This is a genomic window from Streptomyces sp. NPDC057950 (assembly GCF_042887295.1).
GTDB classification, from domain to species: Bacteria; Actinomycetota; Actinomycetes; order Streptomycetales; family Streptomycetaceae; genus Streptomyces; species Streptomyces kaempferi.
In genome coordinates this window covers 87,922-110,288 of sequence record NZ_JBHVPP010000030.1, presented here as the reverse complement: position 1 = coordinate 110,288, position 22,367 = coordinate 87,922, and the positions used below count along the sequence as shown (strand labels likewise).

General features: G+C 70.7%; 18 protein-coding genes. 11 read left to right on the top strand and 7 right to left on the bottom strand.

Annotated elements, in window-relative coordinates:
• On the top strand, nt 1-682 hold a 682-nt coding region (locus tag ACFVTC_RS37815), incomplete at its 5' end, for an alpha amylase C-terminal domain-containing protein (protein ID WP_390133550.1).
• Nucleotides 683-796: 114 nt separating this feature from the next.
• On the opposite strand, the gene ACFVTC_RS37810 is transcribed toward ACFVTC_RS37815, so the two are convergent.
• The 5 genes from ACFVTC_RS37810 to ACFVTC_RS37790 all read right to left on the bottom strand — a co-directional run bounded on the left by ACFVTC_RS37810 (nt 797) and on the right by ACFVTC_RS37790 (nt 6,738).
• A complete protein-coding gene (locus ACFVTC_RS37810; RefSeq protein WP_390133548.1) occupies nt 797-3,019 on the bottom strand; it encodes a HelD family protein in 2,223 nt (740 codons plus the stop codon).
• A gap of 192 nt (nt 3,020-3,211) precedes the next feature.
• Nucleotides 3,212-3,544 carry a thioredoxin family protein gene (locus ACFVTC_RS37805; RefSeq protein ID WP_390133546.1) on the bottom strand — a complete coding sequence of 111 codons (333 nt, stop codon included), beginning with the start codon at nt 3,542-3,544 and terminating at the stop codon, nt 3,212-3,214.
• On the bottom strand, nt 3,541-3,969 hold the full coding sequence (locus tag ACFVTC_RS37800) for a MerR family transcriptional regulator (RefSeq protein WP_390133544.1): 429 nt from the start codon (nt 3,967-3,969) through the stop codon (nt 3,541-3,543). Before ACFVTC_RS37800 ends, ACFVTC_RS37805 begins: the two co-directional genes overlap by 4 nt.
• Nucleotides 3,970-4,026: 57 nt before the next feature.
• Nucleotides 4,027-4,797, bottom strand: a complete 771-nt coding sequence (locus ACFVTC_RS37795; RefSeq protein ID WP_390133542.1) for a DUF2127 domain-containing protein — start codon at nt 4,795-4,797, stop codon at nt 4,027-4,029.
• Between the two features lie 141 nt (nt 4,798-4,938).
• On the bottom strand, nt 4,939-6,738 hold the full coding sequence (locus tag ACFVTC_RS37790) for an MFS transporter (protein ID WP_390133540.1): 1,800 nt from the start codon (nt 6,736-6,738) through the stop codon (nt 4,939-4,941).
• Nucleotides 6,739-6,896: 158 nt separating this feature from the next.
• On the opposite strand from ACFVTC_RS37790, the gene ACFVTC_RS37785 reads away from it, so the two are divergent.
• Nucleotides 6,897-7,511: a TetR/AcrR family transcriptional regulator gene (locus ACFVTC_RS37785; protein ID WP_390133538.1), complete on the top strand. Its 615-nt coding sequence runs from the start codon at nt 6,897-6,899 to the stop codon at nt 7,509-7,511.
• Between the two features lie 195 nt (nt 7,512-7,706).
• Here ACFVTC_RS37785 and ACFVTC_RS37780 read toward each other — a convergent pair whose 3' ends face one another.
• Entirely contained in the window at nt 7,707-9,125 is a 1,419-nt protein-coding gene (locus ACFVTC_RS37780; protein WP_168530310.1) for a cation:dicarboxylate symporter family transporter, read from the bottom strand.
• Nucleotides 9,126-9,283: 158 nt separating this feature from the next.
• Here ACFVTC_RS37780 and ACFVTC_RS37775 point away from each other — a divergent pair, with 158 nt between their 5' ends.
• The 6 genes from ACFVTC_RS37775 to ACFVTC_RS37750 all read left to right on the top strand — a co-directional run bounded on the left by ACFVTC_RS37775 (nt 9,284) and on the right by ACFVTC_RS37750 (nt 15,795).
• On the top strand, nt 9,284-10,981 hold the full coding sequence (locus ACFVTC_RS37775) for an ATP-binding protein (protein ID WP_390133536.1): 1,698 nt from the start codon (nt 9,284-9,286) through the stop codon (nt 10,979-10,981).
• Complete coding sequence (locus tag ACFVTC_RS37770; protein WP_390133534.1) at nt 10,978-11,661, top strand: response regulator; 684 nt, start codon at nt 10,978-10,980, stop codon at nt 11,659-11,661. Before ACFVTC_RS37775 ends, ACFVTC_RS37770 begins: the two co-directional genes overlap by 4 nt.
• A 150-nt stretch (nt 11,662-11,811) precedes the next feature.
• A complete protein-coding gene (locus tag ACFVTC_RS37765; RefSeq protein ID WP_390133532.1) occupies nt 11,812-13,176 on the top strand; it encodes an extracellular solute-binding protein in 1,365 nt (454 codons plus the stop codon).
• A 47-nt stretch (nt 13,177-13,223) separates the two neighbouring features.
• The gene (locus ACFVTC_RS37760) at nt 13,224-14,102 is read left to right on the top strand and encodes a carbohydrate ABC transporter permease (RefSeq protein WP_390133561.1); all 879 of its coding nucleotides are present in this window, start codon (nt 13,224-13,226) and stop codon (nt 14,100-14,102) included.
• Between the two features lies 1 nt (nt 14,103).
• Nucleotides 14,104-14,955 (top strand): carbohydrate ABC transporter permease, encoded by an 852-nt coding sequence (locus tag ACFVTC_RS37755; protein WP_390133530.1) that lies wholly within the window; start codon nt 14,104-14,106, stop codon nt 14,953-14,955.
• 126 nt (nt 14,956-15,081) lie between these two features.
• Nucleotides 15,082-15,795 carry a helix-turn-helix domain-containing protein gene (locus tag ACFVTC_RS37750; RefSeq protein ID WP_390133528.1) on the top strand — a complete coding sequence of 238 codons (714 nt, stop codon included), beginning with the start codon at nt 15,082-15,084 and terminating at the stop codon, nt 15,793-15,795.
• Between the two features lie 49 nt (nt 15,796-15,844).
• On the opposite strand, the gene ACFVTC_RS37745 is transcribed toward ACFVTC_RS37750, so the two are convergent.
• Entirely contained in the window at nt 15,845-16,870 is a 1,026-nt protein-coding gene (locus ACFVTC_RS37745) for an ATP-dependent 6-phosphofructokinase (protein WP_359500100.1), read from the bottom strand.
• Between the two features lie 380 nt (nt 16,871-17,250).
• Here ACFVTC_RS37745 and pta point away from each other — a divergent pair, with 380 nt between their 5' ends.
• The 3 genes from pta (at nt 17,251) to pyk (ending at nt 22,167) form a co-directional block, all read left to right on the top strand.
• On the top strand, nt 17,251-19,329 hold the full coding sequence (gene pta, locus ACFVTC_RS37740; protein WP_390133526.1) for a phosphate acetyltransferase: 2,079 nt from the start codon (nt 17,251-17,253) through the stop codon (nt 19,327-19,329).
• 113 nt (nt 19,330-19,442) lie between these two features.
• The gene (locus tag ACFVTC_RS37735; RefSeq protein ID WP_390133524.1) at nt 19,443-20,660 is read left to right on the top strand and encodes an acetate kinase; all 1,218 of its coding nucleotides are present in this window, start codon (nt 19,443-19,445) and stop codon (nt 20,658-20,660) included.
• A gap of 73 nt (nt 20,661-20,733) precedes the next feature.
• On the top strand, nt 20,734-22,167 hold the full coding sequence (pyk, locus tag ACFVTC_RS37730; RefSeq protein ID WP_390133522.1) for a pyruvate kinase: 1,434 nt from the start codon (nt 20,734-20,736) through the stop codon (nt 22,165-22,167).
• The last annotated feature ends 200 nt before the right edge of the window (nt 22,168-22,367 follow it).

Genomic DNA, 22,367 nt, shown 5'->3' with positions numbered 1-22,367 from the left:
CCACGAGATGACGTTCTCGATGGTCTACGCCTACAGCGAGAACTACGTCCTGCCCATCTCCCACGACGAGGTCGTCCACGGCAAGAAGTCACTCGTCTCCAAGATGCCGGGCGACTGGTGGCAGCAACGCGCCACCACCCGCGCCTACCTCGGCTACATGTGGGCCCACCCCGGCAAACAACTCCTCTTCATGGGACAGGAGTTCGCCCAGGGCGCCGAATGGTCGGAGACCCACGGACCGGACTGGTGGCTCCTCGATCCAGCCTACCCCGCGGAGGCCGACCACCGGGGCGTCCGTGACCTGGTCCGCGACCTCAACACCGTCTACCGCCACACGCCCGCGCTCTGGCAGCAGGACACCGACCCGTCCGGCTTCCAGTGGGTGGTCGGCGACGCGGCGGAGGACAACGTCTTCGCGTTCCTGCGTCTCGACGCCGAGGGCGTCCCGCTGCTCGCGGTCTCCAACCTCTCCCCGGTCGTCCGTCACGCCTACCGCCTCGGCGTCCCCGACTCCGTCCCCGCCTGGCAGGAGACCCTCAACACCGACAGCGCCCGGTACGGCGGGAGCGACGTCACCAACCCGGACGTCGTCAAGCCGGAACTCCAGTCCTGGCACGGCCGCCCGGCCAGCATCCGCCTGACCCTGCCCCCGCTGTCGACGGTCTGGCTCCGGCCGGCCTGAGACCCGGCCTCCGCGGGACAGCGGCCTCCGCGGCGCCGACGGCAGAGCTCCCCGCCCCGCTGTCGGCGCCGTCCGCGGTGACGGCTCCGGTGCGTCGTCGTGCCCGCACCGCTCCTACTCGAACGCTCCGGCCAGCGCCTCCGGCAGCTCCCCCGTGTACAGGACGCCCAGCCGCTGCGTGGCCCGGGTCAGGGCCACGTACAGATCGCTCGTGCCGTACCGTCCCGGCTCCACCACCAGCACGGAGTCGAACTCCAGGCCCTTGGACTGGCGGGGGTCGAGCAGGACCACCGCCCGGGTCAGGTCGGGCTCGCCGCCCGCCGTCACGCCGTCCAGCCGAGCGGCCAGCTCCGGGTGCAGGTCGCGCGGGGCGACGACCGCGAGGCGGCCCTCCGCCGGGGTCAGTTCCGCCACCGCCTTCGCCACCGCGCCGGGCAGGTCGTCGGTCGCGCGGGCCCACGGACGCACGCCCGTCGTCCGCACCGAACTCGGCGGTTCGAAGCCGGGGTGCTCCGCGCGGACCACCGCCGCCGCCACCTCCATGATCTCGGACGGGGTGCGGTAGTTGACCGCGAGCCGGGTGTGCTCCCAGCGGTCCTCGACATAGGGGGCGAGGATCCGCTCCCACGACCCGACCCCGGCCGCCTCGGCCGTCTGCGCCGGGTCGCCGACCAGCGTCATCGACCGGGTGGGACTGCGCCGCATCAGCAGCCGCCAGGCCATCGGCGAGAGCTCCTGCGCCTCGTCGACGATGATGTGGCCGAACGCCCAGGTCCGGTCGGCCGCCGCCCGCTCGGCCGCGCTGCGGTGGTCGTCCTCCTCGTGCCGCTCGGCCATCCGCTCGGCGTCGATGATGTTGTGGGCGGACAGGACCTCGGAGTCCTCCTCCTCCTTGTCCTCGAACTCGTACGTACGAGAGGCGTAGGACACGTCGAGCACGCCCTGCGCGTAGGCGACCTGCGCGCGGCGCTCCTGGTCGGCCAGGGCCCGCGCGACCCGGTCGTCCTCGCCCAGCAGTTCGGCGGCCTCGTCGAGGAGGGGGACGTCGGCGACGGTCCACGCACCGGTGACCGGACGGCGGATCGCCTCGGCGTCCTCCTCGCCGACGTAGCCCTCCGGTTCGGCGAGGAAGTCCGCGACCAGCCGCTGCGGGGTCAGCCGCGGCCACAGCTGGTCGATGGCCGACCAGACCTCGGGGTTCTCGGCGAGGTCGTCACGGATCTGGGTGATGTCGCTCGCGTCGAGGAGGTTGGACCCGTCGAAGGGGTCGGTGCCGATGCGTTCGGCGAGCATGTCGGTGAGCGTGTTGAGGATGTGGCCCTCGAAGTACTCGCGGGCCACGTTGTGCGGCAGACCGGCCTCACGGGTGCGATCGCGGGCGACCCGTACGAGCCCGGCGTCGAGCATCAGGACGTCACGGTCGTGCTCGATCGCGATCACCGGGTCGGGCAGCGCCTGCCGGTCGCGGACCACCGAGACCAGTACCTCGGCCATGTCGGCGCGGCCCTTGACCGCCGCGGCCCGCGGGGTGTCGGCGGCCTTGGCCTTCACCCCGGGGAACAGCTCGCCGACGGTCGCGAGCAGGACTCCCGTCTCGCCGAGCGAGGGCAGCACCTCGCCGATGTAGCCGAGGAACGCCGGGTTCGGGCCGACGATCAGGACGGCGCGCTTGGCCAGCAGCTCGCGGTACTCGTACAGCAGGAACGCGGCCCGGTGCAGCGCCACGGCCGTCTTGCCGGTACCGGGGCCGCCCTCCACCACCAGCACACCCCGGTGCGGGGCGCGGATGATGCGGTCCTGCTCGGCCTGGATGGTCTGCACGATGTCGCTCATGCGTCCGGTGCGCGCCGAGTTGAGCGCGGCGAGCAGGACGGCGTCGCCGGTGGGGTCCTCGTGGCCGGTGCGCCGGTGGTCGCCGAGGTCGAGGATCTCGTCGTGCACGTCGGTCACCCGGCGGCCCTCGGTACTGATGTGCCGGCGGCGGCGCAGGTCCATCGGGGTGTGCCCGGTGGCGAGGTAGAAGGGGCGGGCGACCGGGGCCCGCCAGTCGATGAGGATGGGGGTGTGCTCGGTGTCGTCGGCGCGGACACCGATACGGCCGATGTGGTGGCTGACGCCGGAGGTGAGGTCGATCCGGCCGAAGCAGAGCGAGCCGTCCACGGCGTTCAGCGCGGCCAGCAGCCCCGAGCGCTCGGCGACGAGCACATCGCGTTCGAGTCTGGCCTGCATCGGCGTGTTGCCCTGCGCGAGCGCGTCGCCGACGGAGGCCTCGGTGTCGCCCCGCAGCACGTCGACGCGCGCGTACAGCCCGTCGATGAATTCCTGCTCCTGCTGCAATTCAACATCGGGAAATTCTGCGTTTGAGCCCCTGTTTGACAATTCCGCTCCCGCCCGGATATACTGTGGCCAGTGAACTTCTCCACGACTTGATAAATTCAAGTCGCGAACCATTCAATATACGCAAGGAAAACCCCCGGGTGCAATTCCCCCGGGGGTTTTCCTTGTGCCGGCCGCGTCCGGCGCGCCTGCTCAGAGCACGTCGGACAGCTCCTCCAGCAGCCGCCGTCCGGGCCGGGCGCCCACCATCGACTTCACCGGCTCACCGCCGCGGAACACCATGAACGTGGGCATCGACAGCACCCGGTAGGCGTTGGTCGTCTCCGGATTCGTGTCGACGTCCAGCTGGACGACCTTGAGCCGCCCCTCCTCCTCGGCCGCGAGAGCGCTCAGCACCGGCCCCATCTGCCGGCACGGCGGACACCAGTCTGCGGTGAACTCCACCAGCACGGGCAGCTCCGCGCCGATCACCTCCGCCTCGAAGTCCGCGTCCGTCACCGAAGCCACGCCGGTCGAACCGATCACCGTGTCCGCCCTCCCAGTTCGCACACCGGCTCCGGACCCCCCGGAACCGCCGCGTCGGCGGCCAGCTCGTCCCGGGCCCGCTCGGCCCGCGCCAACTGCGCGCCGACCTCGCTCCGAACCGCCCGCAACTCACCGATCAGCGCGTCGAGTTCATCCAGCTTGCGGCGGTAGACCGCGAGCGAGGCGGGACACGAGTCCCCCTCCGGATGCCCGGCCCGCAGACACTCCACGAACGGCCGCGTCTCCTCCAGGTCGAACCCGAAGTCCTGCAGCGTCCTGATCTGCCGCAGCAGCCTCAGGTCGTCCTCGTCGTAGGAGCGGTAGCCGTTGCCGGTGCGCCGCGCGGGCAGCAGCCCCCGCGACTCGTAGTAGCGCAGAGTGCGCGTGGTGGTCCCGGCCCTCGTCGCCAGCTCGCCGATTCGCATGCCCCGAACGTAATCCTTGACGTCGGCGTCAGGGCAAGGCAGGTGGCGGCGGCGTGGTCAGGCGTGGGCCGCCACGCCCGCCGACTCCTCGACCTCGAGCAGCGACGCGCTCTGCCGCTCCTCGTCGAACGCCGCGCGTCCGCCGCGCAGCCCGAAGAGCCGTTTGGCGAGGGCGATGTAGAGGACGGCGAGGATGTTCAGGACCAGGGTGGCGATCTTCAGCCAGCTGACGTGCTCGGTCAGCTCGTAGATCTCCAGAGGCAGGAAGGCGGCCGTGGCGACCACCGTCAGGTACTCCGCCCAGCGCTTCGCGTACCAGAGGCCGCCCGCCTCGACGAGTTCGATCAGCGCGTACGCCAGCAGCAGCGCGGCCACCAGGACGAGCGTGGAGTGCTTGTAGCCGAAGGATTTCTGGATGGTGCCGACGACCGGCGAGTGGTCGAGGTCGTAGTGGAAGTGCCTGAAGACCGGCCGGAAGACGTTCAGGTACTCGTCGAAGAGGCGGCGCACGGAGTCCTGACTGTTGCTGAACCTCCACACCGCGGCCGCGACCAGCACGATGAACACCCCGCGTACGGCCCGCTCGATCGCCAGGAAGCGCAGGATGAACAGATCCCGCAGCACCTTGCCGCGCGGCACGAGCGGTGCCTCCTCCGCGGGCCCCGCGCCGTGCGGTTCGCCGAGCACGAAGTCGCCGCAGCGCAGACAGCGCCAGGCCTCGCCGAGGCTGGTCGCGGCGCGCAGACGCTCGCGCAGCCCCGGTTCGTCCGGGGCGTAGGTCGCGTGGCCGCGACGCGCGCACGTCCGCCGGTCCCAGTCGATCTTCATACTCGGTGCCCTCCGCAGAACATGCAGAACATGCAGAACATCACGTGCCGTGCCGGTAGGTCCGGCACGGCACGGTAGTGCATGTTCTTCGAGACGGAGGCCCGGGGCCCACGGTTCCGGGAACACCGTCGCGGGACACGGTCAGCGCGCCGCGGCACTCTCCCCGGCCTCGGTCTCCACCCCGGCTCCGGTCGCGGCTTCGGCTCCGGTCGCGGCTCCGGCGACCCCGGCGCCACCGTCGGCGCTCGCGTCACCGGCGTCCCGGACGTCTCCCTCGGCCCCCTCGGCCCCCTCGGCCGCCCGCATCCCCGCCGCGCGCTCCTTCCACGGCAGCAGCACCGCCACCAGCACCGTCCCCACTCCCAGGATCACCGCCCCGATCAGACTGGTGTGCGCCACCGCGTCCGAGAAGGACGAGCCGACGGCGTCCGCCATCTGACGTGCCCCGTGGGCGAGTTGGTCGGACTGCGCCTTCAGCTGCGCGGCCTTCTCGGTGTTCCCGGCGTGCCCGGCCCGCGCCGCCTGCTCGCCGAGCTGCCGGGCCTTGTCACCGATGCCCTGGGCCACCGCGTAGCCCGCGCCGACCGAGTCCTGGGCCGTGGCCAGCGCGTCCGCCGGGAGCTTGCCGCCCCTGGTCGCGTCCGAGAGGTGCGAGGAGTACGAACTCGCCAGCACCGAGCCGAGGAGGGCGATGCCGAGCGAACCGCCGAGCTCCAGCGAGGTGTCGTTGACCGCGCCGCCGACACCGAGCTCGGACTCGGGGAACGCGCCCATGATGGCGTCCGTGCACGGCGAGAGCGCGAGCCCGATGGCGAGGCCGAGGATGACGAGGGGCAGGACGAAGTCGCCGTACGACGATGCCGCGTCCACCCGGGTGAGCAGCGCGAGCGCCGCCGTACCGCCGACCATGCCCGCGGTCACCGTGATCCTCATGCCGACGCGCGGGGTGAGGTAGCCGGTGAGCGCCGAGCCGGCGAAGACGGCCCCGGCGAGCGGCAGCATCCGCACGCCGGTGTCGAGCGCGTCGTATCCGAGCACGAACTGCAGGTGCTGGGTGAGGTAGTAGAAGGCGCCGAAGACGGCCAGGAAGAAGAGCGCGACGGCGAGGTTGGAGCCGGCGAACCGGCGCTGGGCGAACCGCCGTACGTCGACGACCGGGCGCGGGTGGCGCAGCTCCCACACCACGAAGGCCACCAGTCCGAGTCCCGCGACGACCGCCGCCGTGACGGCCCGGACGCCCCAGCCGAAGTGCGGCCCCTCGATGATCATGTAGACCAGTGAGCCGATCCAGACGACCGACAGCAGGCCGCCGACGTGGTCGACGCGGTGCCGGTGGGCTGCCCTGGAGGGCGGTACGAGGACGAGGGCGCCTGCGATCGCGACGGCGGCGATCGGCACGTTGATCAGGAAGGTGGAGGACCAGCCGTGGTGCTGCAGCAGCGCGCCCGCGACCAGGGGGCCCGCCGCGATGGCGAGTCCGGCCGTGGCGGTCCACAGGGTGATCGCCTTCGCGCGTTCCGCGCGGGGGAAGGTCGCGGCGAGCAGGGAGAGCGTCGCGGGCATGATCAGCGCGGCGCCGACCCCCATCACGGCGCGGGCCGCGATGACCCCGGCGGAACTGTCCACGAGCGAGCCCGCCACCGCGCCGCCGCCGAAGACCACCAGCCCCAGCACGAGCGCGCCGCGCCGGCTGTACTTGTCGCCGATCGCGCCGAGCAGCAGCATCAGCGCGGCGTACGGGACGGTGTAGCCGTCGATGACCCACTGCAGGTCGGCGCTGGACAGGCCCAGGTCCCGGGTCATGTCGGGGGCCGCCACCGTGAGGGCGGTGTTCGCCATCACGATGATCAGCAGGCTCAGGCAGAGCACCAGCAGCGCCCACCAGCGCCGGGCGTAGGGCCGGTCCATCCGCTCGACCGGTTCGTTGATGACGAGACGCATGGGTACGGCCGCCCTCTCCTCACTCGATTTGCACACTGTCGTGTAATTGCACGACGGTGTGCAATCTACGACGATGCACACCACTGTGCAAATCGATGGGGCGGAGCCCATGGCGCAGGAGCGGACCGGCGCCGCGCGGGGCGTGCAGAATGGCAGTCATGACCACGGGCAGTGCCAGCCGCGCGGACGCGAACCGCCGCCGCATCCTCGACGTCGCGCTCGCCGAGCTGCTGCGCGACCCCGACGCCTCCATGGACCAGATCGCACGGGCCGCGGGCGTCGTACGGCGCACCGTGTACGGGCACTTCCCGAGCCGCGAGGTGCTCGTCAGCACCCTGACCGACGGCGCCGTGGAAGCGGTGGCCGCAGCGCACGCGGCGGGCCGGGAGGGCGTCGGGGACCCGGCGGAATCACTGGTCCGCTCGACGCTCGCGGTCTGGGAGATCGCCGACCGCTACCGGCTGCTGGTCGCGCTGGCCCAGCGCAGCGTCACCGTGCAGGGCATCCGCGAGCGGCTCACCCCGGTGCGCGAAGCCTGCGCGGAGGTGCTCCGACGCGGCCTGGAACGCGGCGTGTTCGAGTCCCCGCTGCCGGCCCCGGCGCTGGCGTACGTGCACGAGCAGGTGCTGTTCGCGCTGATGGAGGCGGTGAACGACGGTCTGCTCGCGGCGCGGGAGGCTGGCCGCTCCGCCGCGGTCACCATGCTGACCACGGCGGGCGTACCCGCCTCCCGCGCCACCGCTCTGGTGGCGAAGCTGAGCGAGGAGGGGTGAACGAGAGCGAGGCAGCCCGCGGGCTGCCTCGCTGACGCGCCGAGCGGCCAGGTCTGTCGGGGGGAAGGACCCGGCCGCTCGGTGGTCCGGGGCGCCGGCCCTGTCCACGGGGGACGCCCTGTCAGGAGGAGCGCCCCGTGGGGGGGCGCCCCGTCCGGGGGAAGCGGCGCCGGCGCGTGGAGCAGGCGGGTGGTGTCAGGCCTTCGCCAGCTCCTTGTCGCCGCCCTGCTCGGGCAGTTCGGCGGAGACGTCCTCGTCCGCGTCGGCGTCGTCCAGCAGCGTCCGCTCGTCGAAGGGCAGTTCACCGGCGAGTACCCGGTCCACCCGCTCCTTGTCGACCTCGCCGGTCCAGGTGCCGATGAGCAGGGTGGCCACCGCGTTGCCCGCGAAGTTGGTGACGGCGCGCGCCTCGCTCATGAAGCGGTCGATGCCGATGATCAGGCCGACGCCGTCCACCAGCGCCGGCTTGTGCGACTGCAGACCGCTGGCCAGTACGGCGATACCGGAGCCGGAGACACCCGCCGCGCCCTTCGAGGCGACCATCATGAAGAGCAGCAGCCCGATCTGCTGGCCGATGCTCATCGGCTGGTCCATCGCGTCGGCGATGAACAGCGAGGCCATGGTCAGGTAGATCATCGTGCCGTCGAGGTTGAAGGAGTAGCCGGTCGGCACGGTGATGCCGACGACCGGACGGCTGACACCCAGATGCTCCATCTTCGCGATCAGCCGCGGCAGCGCGGACTCGGAGGACGAGGTGGAGACGATCAGCAGGAACTCCCGGCCCAGGTACTTCAGCAGCTGGAAGACGTTGATCCCGGCCACCAGCTTCGTCAGCGTGCCGAGCACGATCACGACGAACAGGGCGCAGGTGATGTAGAAGCCGAGCATGATCGTGCCCAGTGCCTTCAGCGCGTCCATGCCGGTCTCGCCGATGACGGCCGCCATGGCGCCGAAGGCACCGACGGGCGCCGCCCACATGATCATGCCGAGGATGCGGAAGACCAGCTTCTGGATGTGCTCGACGCCGCGCAGCACGGGCTGTCCGGCCCGGCCCATGGCCTGTAGCGCGAAGCCCACGAGCAGCGCGATCAGCAGCGTCTGGAGGACCTGGCCCTCGGTGAAGGCCGAGACGAAGGTGGTCGGGATGATCCCGAGGATGAAGTCGACGGGCCCCTCGGCGGCCGCCTCGGCCTGCGTGTGCCCCACGCCCTTCACGGCCTCGGTCAGGTGCATTCCGCTGCCCGGGTGGATGATGTTGCCGACCACCAGGCCGATGGCCAGGGCCACGAACGACATGCAGATGAAGTAGCCGAGCGCGAGACCGCCGACCTTGCCGACCTTGGCGGCCTTCCGCACCGAGCCGACCCCGAGCACGATCGTGCAGAAGATGATCGGCGAGATCATCATCTTGATCAGGGCGACGAAGCCCGTACCGATCGGCTTGAGCTCCTTGGCGAAGTCCGGCGCGGCGAACCCGACGCCGATGCCGAGGGCGACCGCGATGATCACCGCGATGTAGAGATAGTGGGTGCGGTCCCGCTTGGCGGCGGGTGCGGCAGGTGCCGTTGGGGTGCTGGCCACGGCTGCCCTCCTTGACGACGTCGTCGGCATCATCCGGCGTGCGGCTCACGTCCGGGGAATCGGGACACACGCCTCCGGGAGAACCCGGGGGGCGTGCGCCCGGGGGATGCGGTGACTATCTCCCGGTGTGTGAGGGCGGTCACCCTTCCGTTCATTTAGTTCACGCTTACAAGGGGAGGCAGACTGACGCCATGCGTCTCCCCCGCGTCCCGAGACCCCGCAGCCTGGCCGGCCAGCTCTTCGCCATGCAGGCCGTGCTCATCGCGGTGCTCGTGGCCGGATACGCGCTGTTCACGTACGTCAGTGACCGCAGCCAGGCCGAGGAGGCGGCGGGCCGCCAGGCGATGGCCGTGGCCCGTTCGGTCGCCGACGCCCCCTCCGTCCGGGACGCGATCCGCACCACGGACCCGACGAAGCCCCTGCAGCCGTACGCCCTCCAGGTGCAGCGGGACACCGACGTGGACTTCGTGACGATCATGAACCCGCGGGGCATCCGCTGGACCCACCCCGACGAGACGCTGATAGGGCGGCACTTCCTCGGGCACATCGGCCCAGCCCTGCGCGGCAAGTCCTTCACCGAGACCTACACGGGCACCCTCGGCCCGTCCGTACGCGCCGTCACCCCGGTCCTGGACAACGGCCACCTCGTCGGCCTGGTCAGCGCGGGCATCAAGGTGGAGGCGATCACCAAGCGCGTCCAGGACCAGGTGACCGCCCTGATCGGCGTCGCGGGCGGCGCCCTCGTCCTCGGCGGCATCGGCACCTACGTCATCAACGCCCGGCTGCGCCGCTCCACGCACGGCCTGAACGCGGCCGAGCTGAGCCGCATGCACGACTACCACCAGGCCGCGCTGCACGCCGTGCGCGAGGGGCTGCTGATGCTGGACGCGCAGTACCGCGTGGCGCTGATGAACGACGGCGGCCGGGAGCTGCTGGGCGTCGGCGACGCGGCGGTCGGCCGCTCCGTGGCCGAACTCGGCCTGCCCGCACCCCTGACCGGCGCGCTGCTGTCGGCGGAGCCCCGGGTGGACGAGGTGCACCTGACGGCGTCCCGGGTGCTGGTCGTCAACACCTCCCCGGTCACCGGCGGTGAGCGCCGCGGCACGGTCGTCACCCTGCGCGATGTCACCGAACTCCAGGCGCTGACGGGCGAACTCGACTCCGAGCGCGGTTTCACCCAGGCCCTGCGCTCGCAGGCCCACGAGGCCGCGAACCGTCTCCACACGGTGGTCTCGCTGATCGAGCTGGGCCGCGCCGAGGAGGCCGTCGACTTCGCCACGGCCGAACTGGAACTGGCCCAGACACTCACCGACGAGGTGATCTCGGCCGTCAGCGAACCGGTCCTCGCCGCCCTGCTGCTGGGCAAGGCGGCCCAGGCCAACGAGCGGGGCGTGGAGCTGGTGATCTCGGAGCAGAGCGGCATCGACGACGCTCTGCTGCCGGCCGGCCTGCCGGCCCGTGACCTGGTGACCGTCCTCGGCAACCTGATAGACAACGCGATGGACGCGGCCCAGGGCACGGTACGGGCGCGGGTGACCGTCACGGCCTTCACGGACGGCTCCGGTCTGGTGCTGCGGGTCGCCGACACCGGCGCCGGAGTGGATCCGGCCCACGCGGAGGCGGTCTTCCGGCGCGGCTGGTCGACGAAACCGGCGGGGCCGGCCGGCCGCGGGCTGGGCCTCGCCCTCGTACGCCAGGCGGTGAACCGTCACGACGGCACCCTGACGGTGGCCGAAGCGGCGGGGGGCGGGGCGGAGTTCGAGGTGCGGCTGCCGTTGCCCAGGACGGCTCCGGCCGCCGACGGCGAGGCGGCCGGGTCCGTGGCCGACGCCCCGGAGGACCTCGCCCCCCAGCACGTCCAGCCCGCCCTGCCCGGAGGCGACCTATGACCGACCCCCAGCCCATCCGTGTCCTCGTCGTCGAGGACGACCCGGTGGCCGCCGACGCGCACGTCATGTACGTCGGGCGGGTCCCCGGTTTCACGGCGGTGGGCAAGGCCCGCACCGGCGCCGAGGCGCGCCGTGCCCTGGACCGCACCCCGGTGGACCTGCTGCTCCTCGATCTGCATCTGCCCGACGTGCACGGTCTGCAGCTCGCCCGCTCGCTGCGCGCCGCCGGCCACCACGCGGACGTGATAGCGGTGACCTCCGCGCGGGACCTCACGGTCGTCAGGGAGGGGGTCTCGCTCGGGGTCGTCCAGTACGTCCTGAAACCCTTCACCTTCGCCACCCTGCGCGACCGGCTCGTCCGGTACGCCGAGTTCCGCGCGGCGGCGGGCGAGGCGAGCGGCCAGGACGAGGTGGACCGCGCCCTGGCCACCCTGCGCGCCCCGAGCCCGGCGGCACTGCCCAAGGGGCTGAGCGCACCGACCCTGGAGCGCGTCACCCGCACGCTGCGGGACTGTGCGGACGGCCTCACGGCGGCCGGGGTCGCCGAGGTGGTGGGTATCTCGCGGATCACGGCCCGGCGGTATCTGGAGCACCTGGTGGACGCGGGGCGCGCCGCACGCGCACCGCAGTACGGGCAGGTCGGACGGCCTGAACTGCAGTACCGCTGGGTGAAGGGCTAGTTCCGTATGCGGTCCTCAACAGGGTTTTTTCCAGGCCGAGTTCGGTCCCAAGGCAGTGCAAGGTCATTGACCTGGACTAGTCCACGCTCTTAGGTTCACCGGGCAGACAACCCGGCCACCGACGACGTCGGCCAGTAGGAGGTCGTGCCCGTGCGCCCTACCGCCACCCCACTTCTCCTCGCCACTCTGCTCACCGCGACCGCGCTCAGCGCCTGCGGATCGGGCTCCGGCAGCAGTCCGGACACCGTCAAGATCTCCTTCAAGCAGTCCACGGACAACTCGATCCGCGTCATGGACACCTATCTGGGCCGGATGAAGAAGGAGTTCGAGAAGGCGAACCCCGGCAAGAAGGTGGAGCTCGTCCCGATCAAGGCACCCGACTCGGAGTACTACACCAAGCTCCAGCAGATGCTCAGATCGCCCAAGACGGCCCCCGACCTGGTCTACGAGGACACCTTCCTCATCAACTCCGACATCACCAGCGGGTACTTGAAGCCTCTGGACGCCTACCTGGACAAGTGGCCGGACTGGAACCAGTTCATCGACACGGCGAAGTCCGCGGCCAAGGCGCAGGACGGGAAGACGTACGGCGTCCCGGACGGCACCGACACCCGCGGACTCTGGTTCGACAAGGGTGTCTTCCAGAAGGCGGGGCTGCCTGCCGACTGGCAGCCGAAGAGCTGGGACGACGTGCTGAGCGCCGCCCGCACCATCAAGCGGACGGTCCCGGGCGTCACCCCGCTCAATGTCTACACGGGCAAGCCGGCCGGCGAGGCCGCCACCATGCAGGGCTTCGAGATGCTGCTCTACGGCACGGGCGACGGGAAGACCGACCCCCTGTACGACACGGCCGCCAAGAAGTGGGTAGCGGGCAGTCAGGCGTTCAAGGACGCGCTCACCTTCGTGGAGACGGTCTACAAGGAGAAGCTGGGCCCCGATGTCTCGGACGCCCTGGACCCGAACTTCGGCACCACCGTCCGCGGTGAACTGCTGCCCAAGGGCAAGCTCGGCATCAACCTGGACGGCAGCTGGCTCCCGCAGGACTGGCAGAAGGGCGCGGGGCACGAGTGGCCCGAGTGGTCGCAGAAGCTCGGCCTCGCGTACATGCCGACCCAGCACGGCCAGGCACCCGGCAAGGTGAGCATGTCCGGCGGCTGGACCTGGGCGATCCCGTCCAAGGCCAGCAACCCCGACCTGGCCTTCAAGTTCGTACGGACGATGCAGACGAAGGCGAACGCCCAGAAGTGGTACATCGCCAACTCCGGTATCGCGGTGCGCAAGGACGTGGCGTCCGACCCGGCGTACGTACAGGCGCAGCCCGGCATCAAGTTCTTCACGGACCTGGTCGCGAGCACGCACTACCGCCCTGCGTACCCCGCCTACCCCAAGGTCTCGACCGCCGTCCAGGAGGCCATGGAGGGCGTGACGACCGGGGACAGCTCGGTGGACAAGGCGGCGAGCGGCTACGACGAGGAGCTGAAGACGGCCACCGACGGCCAGGTGGTGCGCAAGTGAGCGTGGGCACGCGGGCGGCACCCGCCGCCCCGGCCGCCGCGAAGACCGTGTCGCCGCGCCGGCCGGGGCACCCCCGGGTCCTGGCCCGCGCGCTGCCCCTCGCGCCGGCCGTGATCCTGCTGCTCCTCTTCCTGGCCGGCCCGATCGCCTACTGCGCGTACATCGCCTTCACCGACCTCCAGTTGACGGGTCAGGCACACTCCTCGTTCGTCGGCTTCGAGAACTTCCGGGCGGCGTTCAAGGACGAGGCGTTCCTGAACGCGGTGTGGCTGACGCTGGTGTTCACGGTCCTGTCGTCACTCGTCGGCCAGAACACGCTCGGGCTGGCGCTGGCCTCGCTGATGCAGCGGGCGTCCAAGCCGGTACGGACGCTGGTCGGCGGGATCGTGATCACGGCGTGGGTGCTGCCGGAGGTGGTGGCCGGCTTCCTGCTGTACGCGTTCTTCCGGCGGGAAGGCACCCTGAACGCGATCCTGGACCGGCTCCATCTCCCCACCCAGAACTGGCTGTTCACCCTCCCGATCCTGGCGGTGTCGTTCGCCAACGTGTGGCGGGGCACGGCCTTCTCGATGCTGGTCTACTCGGCGGCGCTGAACGAGATCCCGAAGGAGATCACCGAGGCGGCGGAGGTGGACGGGGCGGGCGGCTGGCGCCGGATGTGGCACATCACGCTGCCGATGATCCGCCGGTCGATCGCCACGAACCTGATGCTCAACACCCTTCAGACGCTCTCGGTGTTCGGGCTGATCTGGGTGATGACGCGGGGCGGCCCCGGCAACAGGAGCCAGACGCTTCCCCTGTTCATGTACGAGCAGGCGTTCCAGAAGAGCATGATCGGATACGGGACGGCGGTCGCGTTGCTGCTGCTGGTGGTCGGGGCGCTGTTCTCCGTGGTCTACATGCGGCTCCTGCGGACGGAGGTCTGAGATGGCTCCGCTGACGGGGGCCACACTCCGGTCCCGCCGGGTGGGAAGGCGTCTGGCGGCGGACGCGGGACTCCTCTTCGTGGCCGCGGCGTTCGTGCTCCCGCTGGCCTGGGTGGTGCTGTCGTCGCTGGACGCGCACGCCGATCTGCGGGTGCGGGTCCCGGACGGCCTCACGCTGCACAACTTCGAGGCGGTGCTGAAGCCGGACATCACCTTCACGCCGCTGCTGAACAGCCTGGTCCTGTGCGGCGGGGGAACCGCGCTGACGGTGGTGTGCGCGGCTCTGGCTGCGTATCCGCTCTCACGGTTCCGCTCGCGTCTCAACCGCCCCTTCCTGCTGACCATCCTCTTCGCGACCTGCCTGCCGATCACGGCCATCATGGTTCCGGTGTACGCGCTGTTCGTGCGGGTGAACCTCATCGACACCGTGCAGGGCACCATCTTCTTCTTCGCCGCCTCCCAACTCCCCTTCGCCATATGGCTGATGAAGAACTTCATGGACGGAGTGCCGAGGGAGCTGGAGGAGGCCGCGTGGACGGACGGCGCGTCGTCACTGCAGTCCCTGGTGCGGATCGTGCTGCCGCTGATGGGACCCGGGGTGGCGGTGGTGACGGTCTTCTCGTTCGTGATGATGTGGGGGAACTTCTTCGTCCCGTTCATGCTGCTGCTGACGCCGGACCAGATGCCCGCGTCGGTGAGCATCAACGACTTCTTCGGGAACCGGGGGACGGTGGTCTACGGGCAGCTGGCCGCGTTCTCGGTCATCTACTCGACGCCGGTGATCCTGCTGTACGTGCTGGTGGCGCGGCGGCTGGGAGGAGGGTTCGCGCTGGGCGGAGCGGTCAAGGGCTGAACGGAGCACCCGGGAAGCCTGCCGCGCCGACGCCTCACGGGACGCGCCGACCGGAACCGTATGTTCCTACGATCTGTGATTGTGGCTGAACAGAATGTAGTCAGCGCTGTCCCGACCCCATATTTTGTGCGCGTGCAGCGACCGCAGGCCCAACAGCCCACACCGCCCTTCAACGCTCAGGCCGCCCGCAGACTGAGGACGGCACTCGGCATGAGGCCCGAGCACGTCGCCTACGGAATGAGAGCCTCGTACGGGATGCCCTACGTCACACCCGATCTCGTCGCCGCCTGGGAACGCGGGACCACCGCACCGAGCGGACCCGAACTCACCGCGCTCGCGGGGGTGTTGTGGTGCTCCCCGGGAGAGATCATCGGCGCGCCGCGGACCCTGCGCGAACACCGCGTCGCGCGCGGCCTCGCGCAGGAGGACATAGCCCGCACCGTCGGCCTCGAACTTCCCGCCTACCAGAAGATGGAGGAGAGCGACGAGTGGCGCGGCACCGAGCGGCAGGCCACCGCCCTCGCCGACGTGCTCGAACTGTCCCTGCGGGACTTCGTCACCGTCACGGGGCGCGACGGCAGGCTCGCCGAGCTGCTGCGGAGCGCGGTGACGACACGCTGGCAGGCGTACTCCCGCCCGGTGGGGAAGATGGTCCCGCTGGACCGGCGCCTCCTGGAGGACGTCCTCCAGGAGCTGTACCAGGAGTACCAGGGCCAGATGGTCGCCACGCTGAGCTGGGCGGCCGGGCCGGCCGCCGCCGAGGCCGACGACTCGGGCCAGGACTTCCTCCACCGGATCGTCGACCACTTCTGGTCGACGATCCAGCGAAGCACGTACTGAGGACCGGCCGCCCGGAAGACGTCGGCTTCTCCGCCTGGAGGTGTGACCGCTAGAAGACCGACTCCGCCTCGTCCATCCGGTCCTTCGGAACCGTCTTCAGCTCCGTCACGGCCTCCGCGAGCGGCACCATGAGCACATCGGTGCCGCGCAGCGCCGTCATCCGGCCGAAGTCACCCCGGTGGGCGGCCTCCACCGCGTGCCACCCGAACCGCGTCGCCAGGACCCGGTCGTACGCGGTCGGGGTGCCGCCCCGCTGCACATGACCGAGGATGACCGGCTTGGACTCCTTGCCGAGGCGCCGCTCCAGCTCGTACGCCAGTGCCGTGCCGATGCCCTGGAAGCGCTCGTGGCCGAACTGGTCGATCGCGCCGTGGCCGTAGTCCATGCTGCCCTCGACGGGGTGGGCGCCCTCGGCGACACAGATCACCGCGAACTTCTTGCCGCGGGCGAAGCGCTCCTCGACCATCGCGACGACGTCGGCCGGGTCGAAGGGACGCTCGGGCAGGCAGATGCCGTGGGCACCGGCCGCCATGCCGGACTCCAGGGCGATCCAGCCCGCGTGCCGGCCCATGACCTCGACGACCATCACACGCTGGTGGGACTCGGCGGTCGTCTTCAGGCGGTCCATGGCCTCCGTGGCCACGCCCACCGCGGTGTCGAAACCGAAGGTGCGGTCCGTCGACGAGATGTCGTTGTCGATCGTCTTCGGGACGCCGACCACCGGCAGGCCCGCGTCCGACAGCATCCGCGCCGCCGTCAGCGTGCCCTCGCCGCCGATCGGGATCAGTACGTCGATACCGAACTCTCGTGCCATGTCCTGCGCGTTCTCGCAGGCCTCACGGAGCCGGTCGCGCTGCAGCCGCGAGGAGCCGAGGATCGTGCCGCCGAGGGCGAGGATGCCGCCGACGTCGTTCAGGTCGAGGGTGCGGTAGCGGCCGTCGAGCAGGCCCGCGTACCCGTCCTCGAATCCGATGACCTCGTCCCCGAAGGTGGTGACCGCTCGGTGCACGACCGACCGGATCACTGCGTTGAGGCCCGGGCAGTCGCCGCCTGCGGTGAGAACTCCGATACGCATCGTGCTGTGTCTCCTGCTCGCTGCTGGTTCGTGTGAGCCGGTCCGATTGTTTCATGACCCCAGGACCGTCGCCGATTCCGCCCGAAGCCCTCCGCCGCGGCGCCCCGGGTGACATTCTCGACCCGTTCGCGGTCAGACCCCGGTCAGGCCCCGGTCAGGCCCCTGTCGGACCTCCGCCAGACGTCTGTCAGACCTCCGTCAGACCTCGCGAGGAAGTTCGCCTTATCCACCCTCGGGGGTATTGTCAAGAGGGTTCCGCTCACCACGGTGGGCCATTTGCCGAGCCCGAAAACGGCACACGAGCCACGAGCCCGCGCACGAGACCCCGACAGAACACCTCACGTCACCAGAACACCCCACGCCAAGGATGGAGAGCACGCGTGACCCGCAGTGTCTACGTGACCGGGATCGATCGCGGCGACGGCCGCCAGGTGGTCGAGCTGGGCGTCATGGAGCTCCTGACCCGCCAGGTCGACCGGGTGGGCGTCTTCCGGCCGCTCGTCCACGACGGCCCCGACCGGCTCTTCGAACTGCTGCGGAGCCGCTACCGGCTCGCCCAGGACCCGGCGACCGTCTACGGCATGGACTACCACGAGGCGTCCGCCCTCCAGGCCGAGCAGGGCACGGACGAACTGGTCTCCACCCTCGTCGACCGCTTCCACCTCGTCGCACGCGACTACGACGTCGTCCTGGTCCTGGGCACCGACTACGCCGACACCCAGTTCCCGGACGAGCTGTCGCTGAACGCCCGGCTGGCGAACGAGTTCGGCGCCTCCGTGATCCCCGTCGTCGGCGGCCGCGGGCAGACCGCCGAGTCCGTGCGCGCCGAGACCCGCAACGCGTACCGCGCCTACGACGGCCTCGGCTGCGACGTGCTCGCCATGGTCGTGAACCGCGTCGCCCCGGCCGACCGCGACGGACTCGGCGAGCGGCTCGACTCCCGCCTCCCCGTGCCGTGTTACGTCCTCCCGGACGAGCCCGCGCTCTCCGCGCCCACCCTCGCCCAGATCACCCACGCCCTCGACGGCACGGTGCTCCTCGGCGACGACGCCGGACTCGCCCGTGACGCGCTCGACTTCGTCTTCGGCGGCGCCATGCTGCCGAACTTCCTCAACGCCCTCACCCCGGGCTGCCTGGTGGTCACCCCCGGCGACCGCGCCGACCTGGTCGTCGGCGCGCTCGCCGCGCACAGCGCGGGCACCCCGCCCATAGCCGGAGTCCTGCTCACCCTGAACGAGCGGCCCAGCGACGCGGTCCTCACGCTCGCCGCCCGCCTCGCCCCCGGCACCCCGGTGATCTCGGTCGCCGGGACCTCCTTCCCCACCGCGGCCGAACTCTTCTCCCTGGAGGGGAAGCTGAACGCCGCCACACCCCGCAAGGCGGAGACCGCGCTCGGTCTGTTCGAGCGGTACGTGGACACCGCGGACCTGCTCCGGCGCGTCTCCGCGCCGAGCAGCGACCGCGTGACCCCCATGATGTTCGAGCACAAGCTCCTCGAACAGGCCCGCTCCGACAAGCGGCGGGTGGTGCTTCCCGAGGGGACCGAGACACGCGTCCTGCACGCGGCGGAGGTACTGCTGCGCCGGCGCGTGTGCGACCTGACGCTGCTCGGGCCGGTGGACCAGATCCGCAAGAAGGCCGCCGATCTCGGCATCGACCTGGCCGGCTGCCGGCTCGTCGACCCGGTGACCTCCGAGCTGCGCGGCCGCTTCGCCGAGAGGTACGCCGCCCTGCGCGCCCACCGGGGCGTCACGGTCGAGCTGGCCTACGACGTCGTCGCCGACGTGAACTACTTCGGGACGCTGATGGTGGAGGAGGGGCTGGCCGACGGCATGGTGTCCGGCTCCGTGCACTCCACCGCCGCCACCATCCGGCCCGCCTTCGAGATCATCAAGACCAAGGCGGACACGAAGATCGTGTCGTCCGTCTTCTTCATGTGCCTCGCCGACAAGGTCCTCGTCTACGGCGACTGCGCCGTGAACCCCGACCCGAACGCCGAGCAGCTGTGCGACATCGCCATCCAGTCGGCGGCCACCGCCGAGCAGTTCGGTGTCGAGCCGCGGATCGCGATGCTGTCGTACTCGACGGGCACGTCCGGCTCGGGCGCCGACGTCGACAAGGTGCGCGAGGCAACGGACCTCGTACGGCTGCGGCGCGACGACCTGAAGATCGAGGGGCCGATCCAGTACGACGCCGCCGTCGAACCCTCCGTCGCGGCGACCAAGCTGCCGGACTCCGACGTCGCCGGGCAGGCGTCCGTGCTGATCTTCCCGGACCTCAACACCGGCAACAACACCTACAAGGCCGTGCAGCGCTCGGCCGGCGCGATCGCGGTCGGCCCGGTCCTCCAGGGCCTGCGCAAGCCCGTCAACGACCTCTCCCGCGGCGCGCTCGTGCAGGACATCGTCAACACGGTCGCCATCACGGCCATCCAGGCCCAGACCCCGGCCGCCGGATGACCGCCGCACCGGGCGGGCCGCACGGGCCCGCGAGCACCGGCCCCCACCCGGCGTCCGCCCCCGGCGACGACCGCGAACCCGAAACCGAAACCGACCCAGAAGGCATCCCCGCAGTGACCGCCACCCGAGTCCTCGTCCTCAACTCCGGCTCCTCGTCGCTGAAGTACCAGCTCCTCGACATGCGCGACAGCAGCCGCCTCGCCACGGGCCTCGTCGAACGCATCGGCGAGCGGACGTCCCGGCTGAAGCACACGGCGCTCACCACGGGCGAGACCCGGGAGACGACCGGCCCCGTCGCCGACCACGCCGCCGCCCTCAAGGCCGTCGCCGAGGAGCTCGGCCGGGACGGGCTCGGCGTGGACTCCCCCGAGCTGGCCGCGATCGGCCACCGGGTCGTGCACGGCGGGAGTTCCTTCACCGAGCCCCAGGTCGTCGACGACGCCGTGCTCGCGGAGATCGAGCGGCTGGTCCCGCTCGCCCCGCTGCACAACCCGGCCAACCTGACGGGTATCCGTACGGCCCGGTCGCTGCGCCCCGATCTTCCCCAGGTCGCCGTCTTCGACACCGCCTTCCACACCACCATGCCGGAGTCCGCCGCGCGCTACGCGATCGACGTGAGCACCGCCGACGAGTACCGCATCCGGCGCTACGGCTTCCACGGCACCTCGCACGCCTACGTGTCCCGGCAGACCGCGAAGCTCCTCGGCAGGGCGCCGGAGGACGTGAACGTCATCGTGCTGCACCTCGGCAACGGCGCCTCCGCGTCCGCCGTGCGCGGGGGCCGTTGCGTGGACACCTCCATGGGGCTCACGCCACTGGAGGGGCTCGTCATGGGGACGCGGTCCGGCGACGTGGATCCCGCGGTCATCTTCCATTTGACGCGCGTTGGCGGGATGTCCACGGACGAGATCGACACTTTGCTCAACAAGAAGAGCGGCCTGATCGGTCTGTGCGGCGACAACGACATGCGGGAGATCCGAAGCCGTGTCGACGAGGGTGACGAGCAGGCGCGGCTCGCCTTCGACATCTACATCCACCGCCTGAAGAAGTACATCGGCGCCTATTACGCGGTACTGGGCCGGGTGGACGCGATCGCCTTCACCGCGGGGGTCGGCGAGAACGCCGCCGCGGTGCGCGAGGCCGCGGTCGCCGGTCTGGAGGGGCTCGGCCTCGCGGTCGACGCCGGCCTGAACGCGGCTCGAGGGGAGGGGGCCAGAATCGTCTCCCCCGAGGGCGCACGGGTCGCGGTCGCCGTGGTGCCGACCGACGAGGAACTGGAGATCGCCACGCAGACCTACGCACTCGTGGGCGCGTCCCACAACCTCACCTGAGCGGCATCGCGCCCCTTTGTATCTTCCGCCAGACGGAATATTCCGCAGCGAAACAAACCGATAGGATCGCTCCATGCGCCGTTCGAAAATCGTCTGTACTCTCGGCCCCGCGGTCGACTCCCACGAGCAGCTCGTCGCGCTGATCGAAGCCGGCATGAACGTGGCCCGCTTCAACTTCAGCCACGGCTCGCACGCCGAGCACCAGGGGCGCTACGACCGCGTCCGGGCCGCCTCGGCCGAGACCGGCAAGGCGATCGGTGTCCTCGCCGACCTGCAGGGCCCGAAGATCCGCCTGGAGACCTTCGCCGAGGGACCCGTCGAGCTGGTGCGCGGTGACGAGTTCACCATCACCACCGAGGACGTGCCGGGCGACAAGCAGATCTGCGGCACGACCTACAAGGGTCTGCCGGGCGACGTCTCCAAGGGCGACCAGGTCCTCATCAACGACGGCAACGTCGAGCTGAAGGTCGTCGAGGTCGTGGGCCCCCAGGTCAAGACGGTCGTCATCGAGGGCGGCGTGATCTCGGACCACAAGGGCATCAACCTGCCCGGCACCGCCGTGAACGTGCCGGCGCTGTCCGAGAAAGACGTCGAGGACCTGCGCTTCGCCCTGCGGATGGGCTGCGACATGGTCGCCCTCTCCTTCGTGCGCGACGCGGACGACGTGAACGACGTCCACAAGGTGATGGACGAGGAGGGCCGCCGCGTCCCCGTCATCGCCAAGGTCGAGAAGCCGCAGGCGGTCGCCAACATGGACGCCGTCGTCGCGGCGTTCGACGCCGTCATGGTGGCCCGTGGCGACCTGGCCGTCGAGTACCCGCTGGAGAAGGTCCCGATGGTGCAGAAGCGCCTCGTGGAACTCTGCCGCCGCAACGCCAAGCCGGTGATCGTCGCGACCCAGATGATGGAGTCGATGATCACCAACTCGCGCCCGACCCGCGCCGAGGCGTCGGACGTGGCCAACGCGATCCTCGACGGCGCCGACGCGGTCATGCTGTCCGCCGAGTCGTCCGTGGGCGCGTACCCGATCGAGACGGTCAAGACGATGTCGAAGATCGTCGTGGCCGCGGAGGAGGAGCTGCTCTCCAAGGGACTGCAGCCCCTGGTCCCCGGCAAGAAGCCGCGCACGCAGGGTGGTTCGGTCGCCCGCGCCGCCTGCGAGATCGCCGACTTCCTCGGCGGCAAGGGTCTGGTCGCCTTCACCAAGTCCGGTGACACCGCGCGCCGGCTGTCCCGCTACCGCGCGTCCCAGCCGATCCTGGCCTTCACCACGGACGAGGGCACCCGCAACCAGCTGACGCTGAGCTGGGGCGTCGAGTCCCACGTGGTGCCGTTCGTCAACAGCACCGACGAGATGGTCGACCTGGTCGACCAGGAGCTGCAGAAGCTCAAGCGGTTCAACGACGGCGACGTCGTCGTCATGACCGCCGGCTCGCCCCCCGGCGTCCCCGGCACCACCAACATGGTCCGGGTGCACCACCTGGGCGAGAGCGGCCGCACCGCCTGACCCGCGTTCCCCGCACGACACCGAGGGCGCCTCCTGGTTCCAGGGGGCGCCCTCGGTCCTTCACCGCCGCGCCGGTCGGAAGGCGATCACCATTTCTCTCCGCTCGGTACCGGACGTCGGGAATGCCTGAGGGCGCCTCCTGCGTGAACAGGGGGCGCCCTCAGGGTGTTGCGGCTCCCGGAAAGGTCCGTGGGCGGGTC